This is a genomic window from Kitasatospora sp. NPDC059817 (genome assembly GCF_042731835.1).
Taxonomy (GTDB): Bacteria; Actinomycetota; Actinomycetes; order Streptomycetales; family Streptomycetaceae; genus Kitasatospora.
Genome location: NZ_JBHWIR010000062.1, coordinates 30,795 through 35,471 on the forward strand (window position 1 = coordinate 30,795; position 4,677 = coordinate 35,471).

Genomic DNA, 4,677 nt, shown 5'->3' on the forward strand with positions numbered 1-4,677 from the left:
ACCACGCCCGCGCCCCCCCCCCCCCCCCCGCCCCCCCCCCCCGGGGGGGGGGGGCCCCGCCCCCCCCCCCCCCGCCCGGGAGCGAACGCGGGTCCGGATCAGAACTGGGTGCTGACCGTCACCCCGCTGAAGTCGGTGTTGGCGTAGAGGCTGATGTAGCGGTAGCCGGCCGTCGGGTTGGTGACGGTGATGCTCTGCGTGCTGCCGGCGTTGGTGGAGGAGGCGGTGAAGGCGTTCGGCGAGGCCCAGGTGTCCGCGTTGTAGTACAGGTACGCGGTGCCGGTGCCGCCGGAGGTGCTGATCTTCAGGGTGCTGACGCCGGCCGGCAGGTAGACGTACAGGTAGTCGAGGCCGCCGGCGGTGGCGGTGAGGTTGGACCGGGAGCAGTTCTGGCCGAGCGCGTCGGTGCGCGGGTCGGTGCAGGTCGGCAGGGTGGTGCCGCCGCCGGTGCCGGTGGTGACGGTGACCGAGGCCGGGGTGCTGGCGGTCCTGCCGGTGGCGTCGGTGACGGTCAGGGCGACGGTGTACGTGCCCGCGGCGGCGTAGCCGTGGCTCGGGTTCCGCTGGTCGGAGGAGGTCCCGTCGCCGAAGGTCCAGTGCCAGGCGGTGATCTGGCCGGGGCCGGTCTGGACGGACTTGTCGGTCAGCGTGACGGTGGCGCCGTTGACGGCCTGGCCGAACAGCGCGGTCGGGCCGGCCGCGTAGCAGGCGCCGGCGGCGCAGCCGTCGAGCCAGGCGTCGAAGTCGGCGTCGTAGCCGGTGCCGATGCCGTTGTAGACCGCGTAGCCGCCCTGGTAGTCACCGGTGCGGAAGTGGCCGAGCATGGCGTAGACGTCGGCCGGGTGCTTCTCGAACATGTACCGGACGGCGAGGTAGCCCCACGGGTAGGTGCGCACCGAGTCCGAGTTGCCGTACGTGTTCTGGAAGACGGTGCTGAGCTTGTAGGTGTGCTTGGCGGCCTCGGCCATCGCCTGGGTGTCGGTGGTGCCGCGGTAGGCGTAGGACTCGTACTCGGCGACGCCCTCGATCCACCAGATGTCGGGCACGGAGATCTCGGTGGAGAAGTTGCCCTTCATGTCGTAGATGCCGTCGAGGTAGTGCGTGTACTCGTGGTTGAGGTTCCACACGTTGGCGGTGAAGCCGTCGTTCCACGACTTCTGGTACATCACGCACACGGCGTGGTTGTTGGGGTCGGTCGGGTCCATGACGGTCTGGCCGCCGTTGTCGGTGGAGTTCCCGAAGATCGCCCAGGAGTAGTTCAGGTAGTCGGCCTGGTTGGCGAAGACCGCGAGGGTCATGTTCTTGCCGTACGGGTTGACCGGGCCGTTGTCCTTCACCAGGTTGTGGAAGAAGGTGTCCTCGCCGCGCAGGCTGGTGCAGACGGCGGCCAGGTCGGCGGGCGACAGCGACTCGGTCAGGATGGTGCGGTTGTCGCAGACCAGCTGGTTCGGCAGCACCGCCGCGGTCAGCTTCGCCGGCAGGTCGCAGGTGCCGTAGTACGAGCACTGGCCGGGGTCGAAGGCGTTGGCCTGGTAGGCGGTGTGGACGTACAACGGGCCGGTGACGCCGGTGATCTGGGCGCCGTCGAGCACCGCCTTGACCTTCCCCTTGACCGCGACCTCGACGACGGGGCCGTCGCCGGCCATCCGGCCGAGGTCGTTGCCGGCGTTGACGTCGAGGTAGGCGTTGGCGGTGCCGAGCAGGTCCTTGTGGTTGAGCGCGAAGTCGCCCAGGACGGTGCCGATGCTCGGGTCGGCGCCGACCGCGCTGACGAAGTCGCTGTTCCAGTTGCCCCGCCACAGCGGCGCGGACAGCACGGCGTTGACCGCCTTGAGCATCTTCGGGAAGGCGTTGTACGAGTTGTTGTAGCTGGTCAGCACCTGCTTGTAGACGCCCAGGTAGCTGCCCTGCACGTTGGCGCTGTCGGTCAGGACCAGCACCTCGTTGAGCACGGTGCCGTTGTTGTCGGTGACGTCGGTCCAGTGCCGGCCGGCGAAGAAGGCGTCGAGCCCGGCCTTGGAGGCACTGGTGAGCGCCGCGTCGTAGGGGCCGACCGCGTCCGCGTTGTTGGACTGGACGTAGTACCCGGCCCGCAGGAAGAGCACGAGCTGCAGGATGCCGGTGGAGTTGTCCCCGGTGTAGTTCGCCGCCAGGCCCTGGTAGGCGTTGGCGACGGTGAGCATCTGGGATTCCTTGAAGATCCTGCCCGCGTCGGTGCCGGTGACGTTGAACAGCGTGTTCACGCAGTCCGTGGTCGAGCCTTCGAGGAAGGAGACCAGGTCGGCACCGCTGCGCCCGCCGAAGTCGGCGGGGGTGCAACTCGGCGCGGCGGCACCGGCCGTACCAGCGGCGGCGCGGGCCGTACCAGCGACGGCACCGGCCGAACCGGCAGCGGCGCGGGCGGAACTGCCCGGCTGGGCCGCGGAGTTGCCCGGCTTGGCCGCGGGCGCGTGCGGCTGGGCCGGACGGGGCGCGGTCTGCACGGCGGTGCCGGCCGGCTGGCCCATCACGACCTGGCCCAGCAGTGCCGGCGGCAGCGGCTTGGCGGCGGGGGCGGCGGCCTCGGAGGGATCGGCCGCGAGGAAGGCCCCCAGCGGCTTCGGGACGGCCGACGCGGCGTCGGCCGACGCCGGGGCGGCGGCGGACGACCGGGCGCCGGCCGGCGGCTGGGCGGCCGGTCCGGACGCGGCGAGCGCGGGGACCGGCAGCAGGGTGGCGGCGGTGGCACAGCCGGCGACGACGCCGGCCATGAGCGTGGGGAGGGGTATGCGAAGGCGCACTGCGGGGTCCTTCTCCTGTGGGGGAGGCGACTGGACGACTGCCGAGGCATGGGGGAAGTCGACGTGATCCTGCCATCGGGCGACCCGCCAGAACAATGTCACAGGTCATATGACATCTACCGCGTCCGGCATAACACCGCCCCACCGGGACCGACCGCCCGCCCCCGCCTCGCACCACCGCCCGACCCGGCCTCCCCACCGCCGGACCCGACCGTCCCACCCCCCGACCCGGCCTCCCTACGGCCGGACCGGCCGGTACGTCCGCGCCGCCCAGGCCTGGAAGGTCGGCGAACTGGCGATCAGGTCCCGGTAGGCCGCGGCCGCCGCGCCGAACAGCGTCTCCACGACCTCGCCGCTCACCCCGGCGGCCCGCCAGGCCAGCAGGTGGCGGACCCAGATCGGCGTCCCGGCGAGCGGCTTGACCACCACTTCGGCCAGCGGCCTGGTGGTCGCCTGGACGACGGAGATCCCGAGCCCGGCGGAGATCATCTCCTGCAGCTCCAGCCGGCCGCCGAGGAACTCGTGGACGGTCGCCGGGGTGAAGCCCGCCGCGGCGCAGGCGCCGTAGAACACGCCGTGCCAGCCGGCCCCGTCGTCGGGGGTGAGGAACCAGTCCTCCTCGGCCAGGTCCACCAGGGCGATCTCGGTGCGGTGCCGGAGCCGGTGGCCCGCCGGGAGTGCGACGAAGGCGGGCTCGGTGACGATGCCGCGGTGCGCGACGGCCGGCGAGTGGCGCAGTTCCCGGCCCGGGTAGTCGACGGCCACGGCGGCCTCCGCGTCGCCCTGCTCCAGCAGGTCGACGATGTCCGACGAGCGGTAGACGGAGGTCACCGTGAAGCGCTGGTCGGGCCGCTGGTGCCGGGCCCTGGTGACCAGTCCGGGCAGGATCGGCGAGATGGTCGCGGCCAGGCGCAGCTCCTGGCGGGCCGGCTCGCCGGGGGCCGCCGGGCGGCGGCCGAGGCAGTCGGCGCGGGTGAGGAGGTCGCGCGCGGCGGCCACCACCTCGACGCCGAAGCAGGTCGGCGCGACGCCCACGGCCGTGCGCTCGAACAGCGGCGCGCCCAGGTGGCGTTCGATCCGGCGCAGTTGCGTACTGGTCGCGGGCTGCGAGGCGCCGAGCAGGACGGCGGCCCTGCCGACGCTCCCGGTGTCGGCGATGGCGCACAGCACGCGAAGGTGCCGCAGTTCCAGCTCCATGACCCTCCCCCTCACGCAAGGGCCGCACCCTCCCGGCCGACCGCTCCGGGCGGGAGGGTGCGGCCCCGGCGGTGGCTGTGCAACAGCACACATGACATGTCGGCCGCTCACCTTCGCCCCGCGCGAATCACCTCGTCAAGCCCCCTCCGGGAGCCGAACGGCGGCGTCGGCAGCGGCCTTTACCGGCGCATTGCGTCCCCCTGACCACTCCCTGACCCGCACCCCGGCGACCGCCCGGCCCGCACCCGCCACCCCGCCCGATGCCACCCGACGCCGCCCCGCCGGGGCGAGCGAGACTTGAAGAGTTCTTCACCTTCCGAGACTCTGAACTCTCCTGAGCGTTCCGCGGAGCGGCACCGACCGGTCTGGAGGCCGGCAATGACAGCCATGTTCGACCAGGAGCTGCGCGAGCAGCTCGCCCAGGCCCGCCGGGACCTCGCAGCGGCCCGGGCCGAAGGGGACGCCGACGGCGTCCAGGCGTACGAGGGCCGGATCGCCGGACTGCTCCGGCTCGCCGCCCAGCACGGGATCGACCTTCCGCACAGCGCCGACGAGGAGGAGCACAACCGGCCCTGACCGTCCCGCACCGGAACGGCGAGGAGGGGGGGGGGCCCCGGCCGGGGGGGGGGGGCCGGGGCGGGTAGCGGGGCCCCCGGGCCCCCCCGGGGGGGGGGAAGGGGTGGCCGTGACCCCCCGCGCG

General features: G+C 73.0%; 3 protein-coding genes. 1 reads left to right on the forward strand and 2 read right to left on the reverse strand.

All coding sequences use genetic code 11. The features are described 5' to 3' along the window. Positions 1–98 precede the first annotated feature (98 nt). Both ACFV61_RS16015 and ACFV61_RS16020 read right to left on the reverse strand, forming a co-directional pair. On the reverse strand, positions 99–2,780 hold the full coding sequence (locus ACFV61_RS16015; RefSeq protein WP_380492167.1) for a collagenase: 2,682 nt from the start codon (positions 2,778–2,780) through the stop codon (positions 99–101). A 237-nt stretch (positions 2,781–3,017) separates the two neighbouring features. Continuing rightward, positions 3,018–3,977 (reverse strand): LysR family transcriptional regulator, encoded by a 960-nt coding sequence (locus ACFV61_RS16020; protein ID WP_063347594.1) that lies wholly within the window; start codon positions 3,975–3,977, stop codon positions 3,018–3,020. Positions 3,978–4,355: 378 nt separating this feature from the next. Here ACFV61_RS16020 and ACFV61_RS16025 point away from each other — a divergent pair, with 378 nt between their 5' ends. Then, positions 4,356–4,553 carry a hypothetical protein gene (locus tag ACFV61_RS16025; RefSeq protein ID WP_159398428.1) on the forward strand — a complete coding sequence of 66 codons (198 nt, stop codon included), beginning with the start codon at positions 4,356–4,358 and terminating at the stop codon, positions 4,551–4,553. Positions 4,554–4,677: the final 124 nt, after the last annotated feature.

Bases quoted from the DNA above. Each gene is read 5' to 3' on its own strand.
- ACFV61_RS16025 (WP_159398428.1), top strand. From the start codon at position 4,356: ATGACAGCCATGTTCGACCAGGAGCTGCGCGAGCAGCTCGCCCAGGCC.
- ACFV61_RS16020 (WP_063347594.1), bottom strand. From the start codon at position 3,977: ATGGAGCTGGAACTGCGGCACCTTCGCGTGCTGTGCGCCATCGCCGAC.